We start from the raw sequence: 17150 nt of genomic DNA on the forward strand, positions 1-17150 counted from the left end.
TCAAAACGTCGCTTGCAGGTTGAAATGCAGGCGCGATTCCTGTTTCGAGGTGTTCGGCCCTTCGAGCAGCGGGTAGCCCCAATCGAGACTGCCCGACAGCCATTTGCTCAGGCTCGCGCGGGTGCCAAGGCCGACACTGGCCAGGCTGTAATCAGCGTCCTGATCGGGCAGTTCGTCGCGCAGGTACAACTGCGCGCCTTCGGCGAAGGCGTAGAAGCGCCACTCCTGGACATAACTGCCGAGGAACTTGGCAATGGACGGTGTACGCAACTCCTGGGACAGCAGGTAGCCGTCATCCCCGGTACGCTCGGCGGCCAGATAACCGCGAACCGATGTGGCGCCACCGGCAGAGAATTGTTCGTTGGAAACCAGCGGCCCGGACGCCAGCTGGAACGCGGCTTTGGACGCGGTCTGCCAGTCGTTGGCGAAGGTGAAGGTGTAATTGCCATCCCCCTTGAGCACGGCAAAACTGGGGCTGGCGCGGTAGCGCTTGTAGTCGAAGTCTTCGTCGGAACTGCCGTAGCCCAACAGGCTGCGGGTGCCCGCCACCAGGCTCAGGCCAAGGCCCAACTGGCTGTTTTCGGTGTAGCGAAAGCCGTTGTAGGCGAAGGTGAACGGCGCGTACTTGAGCGGCACTTTGTCGCTGGCGCCGTCCAGATTCAGCTCTTCCTCAAAGTCTTTGAAATCCACGCCAACGGAAAACGTATTGGCCCAGGCGGCGCTGGACGCCAAGGTGTAGATCGCCGAGACACCGTACGAATGGCCCCTGCCCAAGACGTTGCTGCCGCCGATGGTCGCCACGTTGCTGTCGGACTGGTAACCGGAGAACTGCACACTCCAGTGCTCGTCCAGCGGCGCGGTATAGGAGCCCGACCAGACCTTGGCGTTTTCGGTGTCCTGGGGCGCGGTGAAAAAGGTCAGCGAGAGGCTGTGACCCAATTGCCAAAGGTTGTTGTAGCCCAGGCTGGCGACGCTGCGCAGCTTCTCGGTGTCGGCGCTGTAATCGTTATTGAGCCCCAGGCTGGCTTGCCACGGGTTCTGATCCTCGACCTGCAAGTCCACATCCATGGTGCCGGGCCGCTGGCCCTCGCGTACCAACGGCATGACCTGGCGCCCCGGGGTCTTGTTCAACTGCGCCAACTCAGTCTGGACCTGGGCGAAATCGGGCACCTCGCCTTCCTTGAGCGCTGGCACGTCCTCGCGGATCTCCACGGGCGAATAATGCTTGGCACCCACCACGCGGACTCGGCCGACCTTGGTCTCGCTGACCTGCAGGTAGACGATGCCGTCTTCGACTTTCTGCTCCGGCAACTCGACGAACACCGATTGATAACCGCGCGCCTGGTAGGCCTTCTGCAGCGCCTCCCGGGCCCCCTCGATATCGCTCAAGGCCTTTTGCGGGCCGAGGAACGGGTACACCGCCTCCTCAATGGCCCGGGCATCGAGCACGGTGTTGCCACGCACGAAATACTCGTTCACGTCCACCAGGCGGGCCGGGGCCGATTCGACCTCCTGCTGCGCTTGCGCGGCGAACGCCGACGGCCCCCCGACCGTCAACAACAACCAGCCCCACAGCGCTGGCCGCGATTTGAAGAAATGCTCCACACCACCCCCTGAATTCAAAGTACCGCTCAATTGCTTGCAGTCGATGTCGTGGTGTGCCGCGCCAGCCAGGTGTGCAGCAGCGCGAAATTCAAGGAGAACTCCGGCATTTGCAGCAAGGCACCGCAGAACACTTCACCGATTATTTTCTGGATGAGCCTCACGGCCCGCGCATCGCCCAGCAGCGTGGCGAGGTCTTTGCTCAAAACGTCGAAACGCCAGACCCTCTGGTTCAGGTCCAGGCCGACGAACCAACGGAACAGCAGGTTGTAATTGAGTTGTTCGTAGAGTTGCTGCTCGCTGGGCACCGAATAGAGCAGTTGCAGTAAAAGGATGTGCATGACGGTCTGCGGTTCGATCAGCATCTCGGCGCTTGCGGTGAGGCCTTGCAGCACGTCGCGGTGGTCGTCCAGCAGGTCGTCGATTTGCGGACGCAGCAACACCAGTGAATGGCCCTGCGGGATGTAGCTGGACACTTCCTTGAGTGCGCCCTGCCAGTCATCCTGGGAAACGATCCAGACCCACGGTGCGCCGTAGCGATACACCGAGACCGGCTGCTTGCGCGCCGCCTCGACGATCTTCGACAACCGCTGGTCAAGCTCCTGCATGCCCACTTTCGAATAACGTTCCATAGTTCCCATCGCCTCACTCCCGGCTGCCTGCCCCGGCTCCAAACGACCTTGCAGGTCCCCTCGAACACGTCACACAGGCTTGACGGGAATGGCGATGTGCTACCGAACTTTTGTCATGAAAGCTTCATTTGGATGGACGTCGATGGGCACTTGAGCGCGGGTCCCGTGGCGAGGGAGCTTGCTCCCGCTGGGCTGCGAAGCGGCCCCAAAAAGGCTGCTGGGGAGTATCTGACACACCGCGGTGATTGGCTTGGGGCTGCTGCGCAGCCCAGCGGGAGCAAGCTCCCTCGCCACGGGTACTGGGTGTCCAGCAACCCTGTGGGAGATTCTATGTTGCAGGGCAAGCCTTGCTCCCACATTGGCTTTTCAGGGTTAACCGATTCGGTGTTCACCTCCCCCCCTGTGTGAGCGAGCCTGCTCGCGATGGCGGCGACTCGGTGCCAGCCGATAGCTACAAGCTCAACCGCCCCCGCTCTTCCTCGGTCAAGCGCTGCCGGGTCTGTTCGTCCAGGGGGCCGGCGCCCAGCACTTGCACCGGGCTGGCCGGGTCGTAGGCCCGTGGCGCTTCGCGGCTGGCACCGTCGCGGGACGGGGCCAGTTGCTCGGAGCCGAAGCTCACCACCTGCACGGTGAACACCGACGCCTGGTTTTGTCGCGCCGCGTTCTGCTGCTGGCGCGCCACGTCTTCCGCCGCTTGTGTCGCCGAGGACGCCGCCGAACTGGCCGAGGTGATGGCCCCGGTGTTAACCGTGGCCGCCAGTGGCACACCGGAGGATTTGCCCTGGGTCTGGATGTTGGCCGCGTTCACCACGGTCAATGCCGCGATGTTGACGTTGCCCGACACCCGGATCCCCGCCTCGCCCGCATCGATGGTGCCCAAGGGCGCGATCAGGTCGATGTCGCCCGGCGCCACTTCGGCAATCGGGTTGAGCGTGGCGATACCGGCGCCGGTGCTCGGCACCGACGGCGACAGGGTCACGTTGCCCCAGGTGTCATACAAGCGCTTGGGCGGCGTGTAGACCACGGTGGTCTTCGAACCGCGACCGGCGTTGATATCGCCCTGGGCCGACCAGCCGAGAATCGAACCGCCAAAGGTGGTCATGATCCGGCTCTGCCCCAGCAGGATGCTGTTCTGCGCATACAACTGGATATCGCCCTCGCCCTGGGTAATGACCCCGGCGGTGGACGGTGGTGCGTTGCCTTCGATGCCGAACGTCTGCCCGCCGCCAGGCGTGAGCATCTGGATGCCACCGCCGAAATCGGTGTGCACACCCGCCCCGCCGAACATCGTGATATCGCCCTTGTAGGTGATCGCATTGCCCGCCACGTCCTTGTCTGGGAACAACAACGCAATAGCCTCCCGGCCCCGCAAGTAACTGCCCTCGCGAACGCCACCGGCTTCGTTGTACTCACGGCCACCGGCCTTGAGCTCGGCAAAGTACACATCGCGGGCAAACACCCGCTGCTGCTCGGCCGGCAGCGCCGCGAAGTAGCTGCGGGCCTGCTCGGTGTCGCCGCTGAAGCCGAAGCGTTCCTTGAGCCAATCCACCAGTTCCGCCTCGTAGGTCTTGGCGACGTTACCGTCCTGGTTCGCCAGGGGCACACCGGCCAAAGCCTGGTTGGCCGGGTCCAGGTACGCCTTGACGAAGCGCTGGTAGTCCGCGCCGTTGAGGCCAGCGCCGGCTTGCAGCACCAGGCTCGCGCCGGGGCGCGAATCCCCCGGCACCACAGCGCCGATACTGTTGATGCTGACCTTGTCGTCCATCAGCAGATTGCGCCCGGCGGTGATCTCCAGCAGGCCGGGGCCGGCGACGTTGAAACTGCTGTAGAGGATGTCGCGCCCGGCCGAGACGATGGAAATGTCGGTTGGGTTGTTGTGGATGAAGAGGTTGCCGGTGGTGGTGTAATTACCCACGTCGGAGTTCTCATTCAGAGACCCGCCCAGCGGTATGCCGCTGCTGACAATGTCTCGCCCAGCCATCATCCGTACAGGTCCGGCGCCTTCGTAGGCGATTCGCCCCGGCCATCTGCCTGTAGAGGCTGATGTCATCGACCGTCCAGTGGTGACTGCCAGCAAGTCACCTTCAAGCGCATAGAAGCGAGCAGGATCGACATTGAGAGCCCACTCACTGGAGGCGCTGCTGGTGTCGAAGGCAAGCAGCGGCAATATGTTCGCATCAGGACGTGCGAAATTGCCGTCGGCTGAAAGGTTGCTGGCCTTTATGACGAAACCATCGACGATACCGACAAAGGCTGGCCGTAACGGTGTGGCCAGGGCCACAGAGGCAGCACCGGAGCGACTGACCGACATGTCGCCGCCGTAGATGGAGTCGCCGGCCATGAATTGCAACTCACTGTTGATGCCGGGAGCGAGCAGCAGGGTTGGGCGATTGTTGCCGTTGTAGGCTGTTCCATACAATGCCGAGGACTCCCCATAGTAAAGGCTGCCACTGGCCGCCACAGCTCTCAGGATCGATGGGTAGACCACCGCCAAATCCGTTGCGGTACTGAAGGTAAAAGGCGTCAGGTTACCTCCCGATGACCACAAGTCGATCGCGGTATTGGCCGTCCACAGCGTGAACCAGCTCACACCCGATCCGTTAGTCGCACCATTTTTGAAGGGCGACACACTCATCATCGGCGCCCGGCCCGGGTCGGCGACGTCCATCACGACAAGGTCGCCCAAAGTTGTCAAATCAAAGGTAGCGTCGCCCGGCATGAGGGTCAGCCCACCCGTTGCAGATCCTCGTGTGGACTTAAAGGAATCGTAGGCCCGCGTTTCTCCAGGGGACTGTGCTGAGACAGCATTGCCATATTGAAGGTCGATTCGACCGATGGCGCCGCTATCGATCTGCGCGTGCCCCCGCAGGTTGATGACCGCGCCGTTGAGATGTCCGTTCACGAACAGGCTCTCGGGATTCAAAGCGCCACCCACACGCAGATTGAGATCACCGCCACCGGTCAGTTGCAGGCTGCCATCGGCGCCTACGCGCCCGGTGCTGCCCACAGCCAGCAGCAGCCCCTGGCTACGAGCGTTGATGTTTGAATTGAAGTCGCTACCGGCGAGTCGGTTCAACACGCCCGCGTCACCCTTCACCTGTACATCCAGATCACCGCCGCCCAAGGTCCCGAATCCGGTGAAAGCGGCCATTTGATCAGCGCCACCCGACACCGTCGACGCGGTATAGCTACCGAAGTTGATCCACCAAGCGGTCGGCTGGCTGTTCGCTGAATCACCATTGCCCTGGCGCCAGAGCCAATTGCCCACATTGGCCGAATCCTGGCCCATGTCGATAGGGTTCGGTCGCCCGTTAGAGTTGACAGGCGCGGTCAGATTACCGCTGAGGTCACCGCCGACCTTAAGCAACAGGTTACCGCCCGCGTCCGGATACCAGGCGCGATAGAGACTTTCAGTGCCGCCATCGACCAGCCTTTCATTGCTGCCATCCTCGTCGTTGAGCACCGTGTCGTTGCCGCCCAAGGCCTTGGGCTGGTTGTAGGGATCGCCCGGGAACGTCGGCGCCGACGAGGTGCCGGCGGTATAGATCCCGAACAACGAATCCATGCGCAGGCTGCCACCGCTCAGCAGTTCCAGGTCGCCGGTGCCGGTGCGGAGGACACTTGGACGGACACTGCCGGCAACCGGATTGTATTCCCCGTCAGCGGGTGTACAAATTTCCGGTACTGCGTCGCAAAACGACTGGACTGAATCGAATTTGAAAAATTGCGCCGCGGCCTGGCTGATCAGCTCACCGGCCTTGACCTCGAAGCCTGAATTTGCCAGCTGATCCTCTGCTGACTTGGTCCATTTGTAAGAAGCCTGGAGCGTGCAATTGCCACCAAAATCAGCACAAAAAGCTTCGGCCGATTCGTAACCGAAAATATCGCGAAAGATGGTTTCGTCGACAGGCTGGCCCAGTTCGACCGTGATCCCGTTGTTCAACATGTCCTCTACGCCCGCCTCGGTCCATATGAGGCTGCCCTTTCCGGGTACGAGCACACCGAACATGCCGTAGTGGCTGTCGGCGAGACGCAAGTCGCCATGGACCGGTTCAGGCTGGACGATCCGGCTGTCCGCAGCCGTCGTGTCGGCCCCGGCCACCAATCTCAACGACCAGGATTGAGAACCCTCGGCGAGCATGGGGGCGATGGCCCACATGCGGCCATCGCTGCCCGCAATCTCTGGACGCAACTGCACCGATTCGACGCCATCCGGTAACTTCACATCGGTGCCGGACGGAAGCAGCGAACCGCGGTTCAAGACCAGGCTGCCTTCGAGCTTGAGGATATTGGTCTGCGCATTGCCCGCGTTTGCCACGTTGGGCAGCGCAACGCCCTTGGGCCAGGTGAAGCCACGCAGTGCGGTGGCGCCGCTCAACACGCTGCCGGCACCCAACTGCGAGCCAGCCTCCAGGGTCTGGGCCTGGCTCAGCAAGGTACCTGCGGCAAACAACAGGTTGCCGGACGCATCGTGCACCGCAGCTGCCAACACCGTGCCGGCCGGCAGTTGCAACGGTTGGTCAAGGACTGCGGCCACTGGCAGTCGAGTACCCGCCGCCAGGGTCACGTCCTTGATCGGCAAGTCGTAGTTCAAGGTGGTTCCCGCCGGGAACGCCGTGCCGTCGGCCAGGGTCACCCCGGGACCGGGGACGACAATGTCGCCCCCGGTGAAGTCGATCCCCGGCAGCAGCACCCAGCCTTTATCATCCTGTGTGGGCGGAGGTGGCGCGAAACCGTCGTTGATACTGCCGTAGATGCTCAGGTCGCCGCCAGCACGCAAGATCAGCGCGCCAGGCTCGCCGGAGCCATACACAGCGGTTTTACGAGTATGCGGATTCACACTGGCGTAACGATAACCGGACAGGTCCAGGTCGCCCTGCACCACCAGGTCACCGTCGGCGGTCGCGCTGACGATTTCCACGCCGGGGCGCAGGTGGAACGCATCGGCATAACGCGTGTTGTTCAGGCCGGCGAGCTTGCGTTGCATCAGGTCGCCGTTGTCCAGCGCGGCGTTGATGAACTTGGTGCTGTCGTCATGTTTGTCTTTCAGGTAGTCCTGGTCGATGACCTGATAAGGACGACCGCTGGCCGCCGGATCGCTGCCAAACTCTGCATCGTTGTACTGCCACATACCGTTGACCGCGATGGACCGGGCGCCCTGGATATCCAGGCCACCGCGTGCATCGATGGCAATGTCGCCCTGGGTCGGGGTCGAGCCGGCGCGGCGTGCATTGAGTTCCAGCGTGCCACGGGCTCGGCCGTCGTGCTGCCCGGCGGGCGCCGCAGTGCCATGGCGCAAATCGATGCGGGCACCGTCGGCTAGCGTCAGCACACCAGCGCGGGAGGTCAGATCGACAATGGCCCGGTTCGGCGAGTCGATGATCTTGCCGTAGCTGTCCACCCGCAGACGGCTGCCGTGGGCATCGAGCACCGCGTCGCTGCCCAGGGTCAGGGAGCGCCCGGCCGCAAGCCGGATGCTGCCGACCCGCTCACCGCTGGCGTCCACCTTGCCATTGACCAACAGGCTGCCATTGTCCAGGGACACGCTGATGGACGAGGCCTTGAGTTCGTTGCCGATCACCAGGTCGCCCTGCTTGAGCTGGAAGCTGCGGGAGCCGAACACCTGTCCTTCGTTCAACCGTTGGTTCAACGCCGCGAACTGCTCGCTGAGGCTACCGCTGCCGCCCAGGCGCTGGGCCTGGATCTCCACGCCGCCGGCCAGATATGGCATGGCAGTGCCCCCGGCGTCATATTCGCCCGTGCTGCTGCCGAGAATCCGACCCTGCAAATCAACGATCCCAGCGGCCTCGTCCAGGGCCACGGCACTGAGCCGGCCAGCCTGGTTGTTACGGGCCGAGAGGTCGATGCTTGAACCCTCCGCCTGGCGGATGTTGCCGTTGCGGCTTTGCAAGATCACCTCGCCACCGGCGCTGTAGCGTGTCACATCGTTGAAGGTGACGGTGCGGCCCGCCACGTCGATCAGTGCCCCATCGGCCAGGGTCAGGTCATCCGTTGCGCTCAGGGTCAGCTTGCCGCTGGGCAGCATCACCGCGCTGGCAAGGTTCAGGCTCGCGCCTTTGATGGACACCTCGCCCCCAAGCCCTGAGACAGTGCCCGGCTTAGCGCTTGTGCCCGCTACGTTGACCGCGCCGCCTGCGGTGATGCGGTTGACCGAGCCGGCTTCACCGGTCAGCAACGGGGTAAGGATATTCAGGTTGCCGCCGCTGTAGGCGTAGCCCGTTTTCGCGTCATAGGCGCCCTGGCTTTGATACACCGCCAGGCTGCCTTTGTGGTTGGCGGTCAGGCGTTCGCTGGCGCTAAGGTTGACGTTGGCGAAGCCCAGCGCCAGACGGTCCAGGGTAGTGATCGAGCTCGGTTGGGCGAAATCGCCATAGCCGAATTCGATACGCTGGGCCTGGATGTCCAGGCGACCGGCGCCGGTGCCGGCCCCGCCGGCAATCACCGAACCCGGCGCGCCAACGGCGCCGTTCCAGATCAGGTTCGCGGTGCGAATGGTCGCCACGTCGTTGACGCTGCCGGCGCCATAAATGGCCGGGGTGCTGAGCATCAGGTTATTCAGGCGCGACTTGCCTGTTGTCGGGTCATAGGTGTCCAGGCTGACGGTGCCGTAGAAATTCAGCGCCTGACTGGCCGACAGTTCGAGGGTTTCCAGGGCCGGAGCACCGTATTCGGTGTCCCCGCGCAACAGGCGATCGAGCACGGTCTGGCTCAGGGTCAGACCCGCCGGTAAGACCTGGCGCGTCGCCGCGTTGCCCAGGGCCTGGGCGGTACCGACGTTGATGTTGCTCAGGGCCAGGGTCAGGTGACGGGTGCCGTAACGCACTTGGTCGCCCAACTCCAGGCTGCTGCCGGAGGCCGCAACGATGCTGCCTTCGGAGTGAATCCGGGTCACGCCGCTGCACGGCGTCAGGCTGCATCCGCCGATGTTGACTGTGCCGGTGGTGCCTGACAGAGGGGCCAATACATTGAGCAAGCCATTGGAGGCGGCCAGCAAGCTATAGTTTTGGAACTTCACATTGAGGTTATAGATAAAACCATCACGGGCATCGTACGCCGCCTTTCCCCTTCCGATGGTGTTGATGGCAGCGCCTTGTTCCACCAACAGCTCGCCGCCGTCGGCCAGGAGGAATACCTCAGGCGCCGACAGGGTCGCACCTTCACGCAGCGCGACACTGCGGGACACCCGTTGCGGCGTGATGTAGTTACCACCCTGGCCATAGAGCACCGAAAACTGGCCGCCGATCACTTGGCGTGAGGCATTCAACGCATTGAGGCTTTCGGCATTAAGGGTTACGCCCTCGAAGCCGGCCGTAGCCCCCCGCCCTTCGGCGACCACCTCCAGCGCGGTACCATTGCTGGCGACCACCGCGACGGTGCCGCCGTATCCTCCGGTCTGAGGCGCGAACTTGCCGACGCCCTTGAAGGAGAAAGCCTGATCTGCGGCGCCCTTTGCAAGGTTCAACTTCAACATTTTGGCATCTACTGGCAACAAAGCCCTGGGAACGCCCAAACGCGCGGCGTCCGCCATGGCGAACTGGGCGTAGCTGGTTTCGTTGTATTGCGAGTAGCGACGCAGCACATCGCCCGAGGTCAGGATGACTTGGCTGGACAAACTGTTGCGCTGCCCGGTATTGGCCACCGACAGCACGCCGGCAGTGGTCCAGGAACCGTTGCGCATCTGTTGCGCGCCCGTTGTGACACCTTGCCCCGCCACGCCATTGACCTCGACTCGGAACGCCCCCGGCAGCAAGGCATAGGTGGATGGCATCAGAGTGTAGGTGCCGGCAACCAGCCCGGGCACACCGGCACCGATCGTGATCTGCTGACCTACCCTCGGATCGACCGCGCCACCTTCGGCGGCGACCGGCGCGTATTGGCTCTGATTGCCCGGCACGATGGCGTAGACCGGGTTGCTGGACAGGCCCGGCAAGGTGAAACCGCCATTGGCGCCGATTTGTACCAGCGGGTTGAAGCGAGCATCGGTGGAACCGCCGCGGCCGGAGATGAAACCAGCGCCGAGCAACTCACCGCCACCGGACAGATCGAGCACCGCGTTTTCTTGCGCCACCACAGATCGACCGCCCAGAATCACCCCGATGTTCAAATCGGAGTTGTCGTTGGGTGTCGCCCCCTGTCCCAGCAACACGACCTTCTTGCCAGCGTACTCGTAGCTCTGGCCGTCGACGGTGCCGCCGTAAGGTAGGACCAGGCCCAGGCCACTGACCGAAGTCAGACTGCCCGGTAACAGCTCCACTCGATCAGTGGTACCTAAGCCATCGTTTATGCCGACTTCAATCAACCCCAACGGTGCCCGTACCACCCCGCCCTGCTCAATCTTCGCACTGCCCAGTTGCAAGCGGCCAAATGCCGAATAAGGCACTGCAGGTGTGACCTGGGTAGTACGCTCAATGACCAGACTGCGCTCCGGGTCATAGACAGGGGCACTGGCACCGGTATACCCCGCCAACACCCGTGCTCCAACCCCGGTCGCCGGATACAGCTGCGCCGCTTGCAACACCATGTCCGAAGGGGTCAGCAATTGGGTGGTAAAGCCCGTAGGCATTCCCCCACTGGAGAGCCCTGCCAGGAATCGCAAATCCCCCCGACTGCGTAGCTGAACCCGGTCGAAACCGGCGCGTTCCAGCTCGACGGTATTGCCGTCGGCCTGCCTCAGCTTGCCTTTGCCGCTAAATATCACACTGCCCTGTACATCCAGCAGGTCCGCATTGACGGAAAATACCGCCGTGTTCGTCAATAGCGACACCCCGCCGCCATCGACCACTGGCCGGGTATAGGGGTCAAAACTCGGTCGAGTCGTCGCCAGCCCTGTCGCAAGTGCCAGCAACACATGGGGTGCATTGAGCTCGACCCGGGTATTGGCTGGCGCGGTTGCACTCAATCCAAAGCTGCGGGCGTACAGGCTCAGGCTTTGGCCGAGGGACATCGACAGGTCGCCATCGACGCTCATCAGGCCGTTGCTTAACAGGGACAGGCTATCGAAACCACCGGCCTGGACCTGATCGACACCTAGCCGCCCGTGACCATAGACCAGCGAATCCGCCGAGGTTTCAGCCGTATCGCTCAGTGGGCTGGCCTGGGCAGCGCGCGCCAGCACCAGTTCACGCACCTTCAACACCCGATCATTGACAGCACTCTTGAAGTAATAGGGCGTTTCCAGCGCTACCGACAAACTACCCCCTGCGGCCCCTGCTCCACCCGAACGGGCGCTGAACGAACCGTCCAGGTACAGACCATTGGCGGACGCCAGGGAAATGCTGCCGCCATTGCTCGTCACCGACGTGCGTCCCTGGCCGGGGATATCCAGCACGGCCTGGCTGCCATCCGCTTGCAAACGCGCACCGTCGCGCACCACCACAAACAATTCGGACGCCGAAGTCGATCCTTTCGCGGCATCGATCTGGCCGCCGATGACAATCTGCCCGCCGTCGCGTACCAGGCCGTAGGTCTGACCGCGCATGTCCTGGGCGGTTACGGCCCGGCTCGATACATCGATCAGTGCTTGTTCACCCAGCCAGAGGGAACGACCGTGGCCCTGGGCATTGACTTGATCGCGGACCGGATCACTGACGCTCAACTCGGTGAGACTGACCCGACCGCCCCAGGCGTTGAGGGTACCGTTGGCAGTCAGTTGGCCGATGCTGCGGACATCGATGCCCTGCCCCGGATCGACGCTGATCACGCTGCCCTTACCCAGGTTCAATACCGTGCTCGCCATGTCGGCGGCGCTAGAGTTCGCGGTACCGGCATTGAGGCTCAGACTCGTACCACGACGCTGGGTCATGACACCTTTGATGGCATCTTCCTGGTACAGCTGCGGTGTCCAGCGCTGCAAAGCGTCCGCCGGCTCTGCGCCACTGCCCGTACTCAACGCCTGCTCGCCGAAACGGTACACCGGCATCGTCACATCGACCCGCGTCCCCTCCGCGACCGTCAGGCCTTCGTTGCCAGTGATGTCATAGGCCGAGAAGCCCTTGTCGAAGAAATCGCCGCCCAGTTGCAGGGTGCCGGGCTCGAGGGGCGCGTTGCTGTTGCCGATCAGCACTTTGTTGGCCGCCAGCTTCAAGGTCCCGCCACCGCTCACCCCGGTGCCGAGCAGTTCACCGTCCAGGTTCAAGGCGCCGTTACCGGACGACGCGCTTAGACCGGCAGTCAGGGTCAAGTCACCGCCCTTGCCACCACGGGTCTTGCCATCGGCCATGACCGCCGCGCCGGAGCTGACGTCGATCAGGCTGCCCTGGCCCACATCGATATCTCCGCCGCCGCGCACAGACACGGTGCCGCCATTGATGAATGGCAAGCCCTGGCGGTCGCCGCCGTCAAGCAGCAAGTTGCTCCACAGGCCAGCGGTGTTCAGCGCAACACCTTCGCCCAACGTGACCGCCGCTCGAGTACCTGTTACAGGCACAAGCGTGACGTCACCTACTGCATAATTCCTGAGGGTATCGACCTGCCTGAGGACATTACCCAGCGCAATGCGACCGCTGCGCGCCGTCAGGTCGGCATTCACCTCGACCTGCGGCGCGTAAAGCGTGATATCACCGCCATCGGCCACGTTGAGCGCGCCATCGACTTTGATGCCTTGCGCCGCTGCCACTTTGACCGCACCGAGCTGGAAGCCATTGAGCAGCTCATTGTCCAGCACCAACTTGCCTTGCCGATCAGTGCCGACCACCGAGGTAAGGTCAAGGCCCGCAGCAATCTTGTCGTTGACCTCGCCGACGGTGACCTGATCGAAGGTAGGGTTCAGGCCACTGTTGATCACACCGCTGGCCTTGTCGTAGATCGGCGTGTAACTGCCCACCAGCAACTGAGCCCGCCGGGCCACGGCGTTTTGCGATTGCTGGTAACCATCGAGGTTGAGGTTCGGTGCCTGGGTCTGGCGTTCGCCCTGGTAGACCTCGCCGACAATCTGGCCTTCCAGCACCGCGTTGCGGGTCGACACCACCAGTTTGCCGGCATCGCGGCCGACGGTGTAGCCAGCTTCAAAGCGCTGTCGTGGGGCGATCAGCGGGTTGTAGTAGTAATCAGTCTGGCCCCAGCGTTGGCTGTGGTCTTCGTAGCCCTTGTAAATCCCGGTGTAGAGGATGTCCCCCGGCGCCCTGGACAATTCATACAAGCGCCCATTGGGGCCCCTGAGCCAGGACTGGCGCAGGTAGCCGCTCTGCACATCCAGGGTGCCACCGGACAGATTCAGCTGCGCCGTCTGCTGGGTCACCACGTCGTTGCCGGTGAACGTCAGCGTGCCACCTTGGGCGGCCCATTCACCCATGCTGTGGCCCCGTGTGCCCAGGTAGCCGCCGACTTCCAGCAGCCCACCCGCCGTGTACCAACGGTCGGTGGCATAACCGTTGGTGCCCGCCGGCACGTAGATCAAATCACGCACGTCCACCCAGACATCGTTGTTGGTCAACTTGCCGCCCTCGCGGTTGACCGGTGCGTCACGCTGTTCGTTGCCCTGTACGTTGACTTTGATGGAGTTGGACTCCATCGCCACCTTGACGCCGATGGCGCCGGACACGTCGATCACCGCGCCATCGCGCACCAGACTGCGACCGGCGGCGCTGACCGCGACCTGACCGCCGGTGGCCAGGGTGACGGAGCCGTTCTGGAAGTCGACGCTGCCGCCACTGACGATCTCGACCCGCGACTGGTCGGTGCGGTCGACCACGCTGCTGAGGTTGTTGAACCGACCGGTGATCAGGTTGTTCGGCGTACCGTCCAGACCGGCGGGTCCGGCATCGCGCTGGCTGTCCAGGGCGCTGCCGCCCGCGGCGTCAAGCAGCACCGCCGTGGCACTGCCCTGCCCCAGGGTGACGCTGCCGGTGCTGTCGCTGAAAGCGTTGAGCAGGTGCACGGTGCCGCGGGTGTCCACCGAACTGCTGGCCACGGCCACGCCGTTCTGCTGCACATTGTGCCCGGTAAGGGTGATGTCGCCGGTGCTGGCCTGGATCAGGCCGCTGTTGATCACCGTGCCGGCGCTGCTGCCCGGCTTGAGGGACGTCGCGACCTCGTTGCCACGGGTGGTGGAACGCGGGTTGCCGCTGGTGCCCTGACCCCGGCGAATATAAAAACTGTCCCCCGCTGCCAGGGTGGTCTGGCCCTTGGCGGTGATGATGGAACCGGCGTTCTCCACTTCCGAGCCCAGCAGCAAGGCATAGCCGCCCCCGGCCGTGGAGGTGGCGGCACGGTGGGTTTCGATCCGCGCACCGCGCTGCACTTCGATCTTGCCGGCGGCGTCGGTGAAGGTCGGCTGGCTGCCGGTGGCATCGACGTACAAGCCGCGCTTGTCGAATTGCTCATCGCTGATGTTGGCCGCCACCGCCGCCAGGTTGCGCACGTTGACCTGGCTGCTGCCGCTGAAAATGATGCCGTTGCGGTTGACCAGCATAACCGTGCCATTGCCCTTGATCTGGCCCTGGATCTGGCTCGGTCGCGCCTGGGGATCGTTGACCCGGTTGAGCACGGCCCAGTCCGATTGCTGCTGGAAATCCACCGTGGTGTTGCGCCCGACGTTGAAGGTTTCCCAGTTGAGAATCGCCTTGTCGGCGGTCTGTTCGATCTTCACCGTGGTCTTGCCGCCGGCCTGGGTCTGCTGCGGTCCCTTGGCGTTGAGCCAGCCCTGGGTCAGGCTGTTATCGACCTTGAGCCCGCCCTCGCCCAAACCGTCGGGCACGGTCTGCACCTGCCCGAACGCGGCTTGCCGCCCCGCGGCCTGGGCCGCCTGCTGGGCCGCGATGGCGGCCACGGTGTTGTTGAGGTTGGTCAGCGAACGCTGCAACTGCGCATTGGCCCGTTGCTGCTGCGCCAGGGGCGGCGGCATGCCCGGCTGCGCGGTCGCGGGCCGCCCCGCGCCACCGGCCTGGGAAGCGCCCTTGGCGGCAAACCAGGCCGAACTGAACGCCGTCGCCGCGTGGGCATTGCCGGCCACCATCAGCAGCGCAATGGCCTGGGCCAGCGGCTTGAGCCGCAACATCGACAATTCGCCATCGCGACGTGGGGCGTTCAGTTTCGTCTGAGGTTTGCAGCGCAGCATCCTACTCATCCTTTCGGTTTGCTCTAAGGGGCACAACGCAGTGCTATCAAGCTGCCAGCGTTGGTTATAGGGGTTAGGCGGTTACAGCCGCTCGGGACCGAACGGATGTCATGAAAATTTCATGTGGCTGTGTTGTACGGTTGATACGCAAAAAATCAGCAACGACTTACGTCGTTGCTGATTCATACTTCGTGTTGCTCAGGCGTGGCGTTACAGCGGACGACCGGTGCCATTGCAAACGTTGGTGTTGCCGATGCTTTGAGCGCTGGTACTGGTCAGGAAGCTGCCACGAATGGCGTTTTTCCAGGTCGTTGGCAGCGGCACGAAGCGGTTGGCAGTGATGGCGGCATCGTTGTTGTTGGCAGCGACTGCACCGTAGTGGCGGGTGAAGAAATCACGCACCTGGGTGCTTTGGGCGGCGTTGGCGTAGCACTGGCTGAAGATCACGTTGGTGAAGCCCAGGATCGGATAGCCGCTGGTTGGGTAAGCCACGACACTTGGATCGTTAGGGTTGGTGGTAGCGGCGAACACCGGCACCCAGGCGTTCGGGTTGGCGCGGTTGGTGGCAGCAGGCACGGTAACAGCTGCAATCGCGGCCGACACGTTGGCTGGGGCTGGGGAAACACCGGCGACGCGGGCAACCTTGGTAGCGTCGTCCAGACCGGCCAGGGTAGTAGCGGCGTAGTCCGGGCTCATGTAGGTGATGCGGCCCTGGTCAGCGTTCACCAAGTCCATTACAGCCTGGCTGCCAGTGGCGGATAAGGCGCCGGCTGGCAGGCCACCGCTGTAGCTGGAGGCGAAGTTGGTGGTGACGGCGAAGGTGCCGGTTTCAGTGCATTTGGCATTCAGGAAACGGGTGAACAGCTCGGTGGTGCCGCTGCTCTCGGCACGGTAGACCACGGTGATCGGACCGGTACGGCCCGACCCAGTGATCTGGTTCCAGTTAGTCAAACGACCCGAGAACACGCCGCACAACTGGTTGACGCTCAGGTCAACGTTGGCGGTGCCGGTCATGTTGAACGGAATGGCAACCGAAGTGGCGACCGAAGGCACCTGGATCAATGGACCCCAGGCGGTACCGTGGTTGGCGACGTAGGCATCCAGCTCAGCCTGGGTGAGCTTCGAATCGCTACCGGCCCAGTGCACGTTCTTGCTGGTGTCACCAGGCACGAAACGGGTGTAATCGTTGTTCAGGAAAGCGGCCTTGCCGGCACCGCTGCCCACGCCGATGTAAGGGGCGAAACCGGCAGTCAGGACGCCAGCAGTCTGGTACAGCGGCTGAGGCAAGGTAGCGCCACCACCGTTGACATCAGCCATGGCGGCCTGAGCGGCGCAGAGGCCGGCGAGGGTCAGGGATACCGCGAGAACGTTGCGCTTAAACATGAAGAATCTCCTTTCATCGTGTTCGTACGTAGGTTGGGTGACGCGTGCTTGCCGTCATGGCGCTCGGTCCTGTGCCGATGGCGATGGGGTGAGGCCATGGGTTAGAAACTCGCAGTTTCCGGTGACAGATAAAGGAAAAAACCTCGGGAGCTGGAGGCTGTTTTTTGGGTTTTTTCCTCGGGTGTTCGAGGGCTCTGGGTTGGGGTTTCAGACGGGTTTTGTGACGGTGCTGCGCAGGGTGGGCGTGGAGATGGCGGCGGGTGGTTGTCTGGCGATGGAAGATGACAGAACGAGGAACCCGAGTTTGGCGCGGTCAAGGCTCGGGAGATGTCTCAAGCGTTGAAAAAATTTCCGCTCGATCAGCTTTTTTTGTGGCGAGGGAGCTTGCTCCCGCTGGACCCAAGGAGCTGTGTAGGAGCTGTCGAGTGCAACGAGGCTGCGATCTTTCCCCAGCCACT

Annotated in this window: 5 protein-coding genes; all 5 read right to left on the reverse strand. The window is 63.1% G+C overall.

What is annotated here, in order from left to right:
- On the reverse strand, window positions 1–1557 hold the full coding sequence (locus MA884_RS19620) for a ShlB/FhaC/HecB family hemolysin secretion/activation protein (protein WP_371134793.1): 1557 nt from the start codon (window positions 1555–1557) through the stop codon (window positions 1–3).
- A 74-nt stretch (window positions 1558–1631) separates the two neighbouring features.
- On the reverse strand, window positions 1632–2234 hold the full coding sequence (locus MA884_RS19625; protein WP_256232042.1) for a transposase: 603 nt from the start codon (window positions 2232–2234) through the stop codon (window positions 1632–1634).
- A 451-nt stretch (window positions 2235–2685) separates the two neighbouring features.
- On the reverse strand, window positions 2686–15309 hold the full coding sequence (locus tag MA884_RS19630; protein WP_256232038.1) for a filamentous hemagglutinin family protein: 12624 nt from the start codon (window positions 15307–15309) through the stop codon (window positions 2686–2688).
- A 210-nt stretch (window positions 15310–15519) separates the two neighbouring features.
- The gene (locus tag MA884_RS19635; protein ID WP_256232039.1) at window positions 15520–16692 is read right to left on the reverse strand and encodes a substrate-binding domain-containing protein; all 1173 of its coding nucleotides are present in this window, start codon (window positions 16690–16692) and stop codon (window positions 15520–15522) included.
- 207 nt (window positions 16693–16899) lie between these two features.
- Window positions 16900–17150 (reverse strand): hypothetical protein (locus tag MA884_RS19640; protein ID WP_256232040.1); only part of this gene is annotated, 251 nt, incomplete at its 5' end.

The organism is Pseudomonas sp. Q11 (genome assembly GCF_024494355.1).
In the GTDB taxonomy this organism is placed as follows: Bacteria; Pseudomonadota; Gammaproteobacteria; order Pseudomonadales; family Pseudomonadaceae; genus Aquipseudomonas; species Aquipseudomonas hefeiensis.